The organism is Arsenophonus sp. ENCA, from assembly GCF_002287155.1.
Lineage (GTDB): Bacteria > Pseudomonadota > Gammaproteobacteria > Enterobacterales > Enterobacteriaceae > Arsenophonus > Arsenophonus nilaparvatae.
In genome coordinates this window covers 1-808 of record NZ_NHNG01000214.1, presented here as the reverse complement: position 1 = coordinate 808, position 808 = coordinate 1, and the positions used below count along the sequence as shown (strand labels likewise).

The 808-nt window shown below is 43.7% G+C and carries 1 protein-coding gene; it reads right to left on the bottom strand.

Annotated features, from left to right (window positions below):
- Positions 1–316: 316 nt before the first annotated feature.
- On the bottom strand, positions 317–808 hold a 492-nt coding region (locus CBG25_RS05600; protein ID WP_290605179.1), incomplete at its 5' end, for a transposase.

The following is an 808-nucleotide window of genomic DNA, read 5'->3' as shown; positions in this document are numbered from 1 at the left end:
AGTGCCTCTCGACGGTTGATCAATGATTTCAATGCTCGAATTTCTGGCAATGGAGCTATCCATGCTGAAGGCTTTTTTAGCTCTCCATAACACGCTAAAACGAAGGCATCCACTCTATTCTGTTTTAACGCCTAGGAATTTACGCCTAGGAATTTACGCCTAGGAATTTCAAAGATCCTGAGGCCGTATGAAATAGGGATCACAGTCGGTAAGATTTGCTGTTTTTTTCAGCACAAGAGGGAGCGAGATCATTATTTGTTGGCTAATCGACTGATTTTTGAACGAATTTGCTGAATTCAGGCAGATCTTCCCTGCATTACATCACGTAACGCATTCGCGCTATTTCCTCTGCGTTAGCAACCAGATCCTTTGTTACCAGCCCATACAAGACCCGCTGATAGACCATTTTCCCGCCACACAGAATACATTTAAAAGGGTCCGTATTGAGCAGTGCTTGGCTGAGGCTGGAAAATGTCACTACTTTTACAGGTTTTTTCTCTTCCTGAGCCAGTGCCTTTTTTACCTTCAGCAATAATGTTCCCACCACTCGGTTTGCGAGAAAACCAAAGTACCGCACCATCCGAAAGTGTTTCTCCGGGATATGTTTAATCAGTCGTAAAATTAACTCACGTTGTGGTAATTCTAAATTTTCATGATGATGTGTGCGATGGTTAAGAAAACGTAGAGTTATACGGGATCCGCCGTCATAGTGGGCCAAACGGCAACCTGATACCGGTGGCTTTTTCAAATAGCGTCCCAGATATTTTGCAGTCCGCCACGCATTTTTTGTCGGTTTAGCAAAATGGAC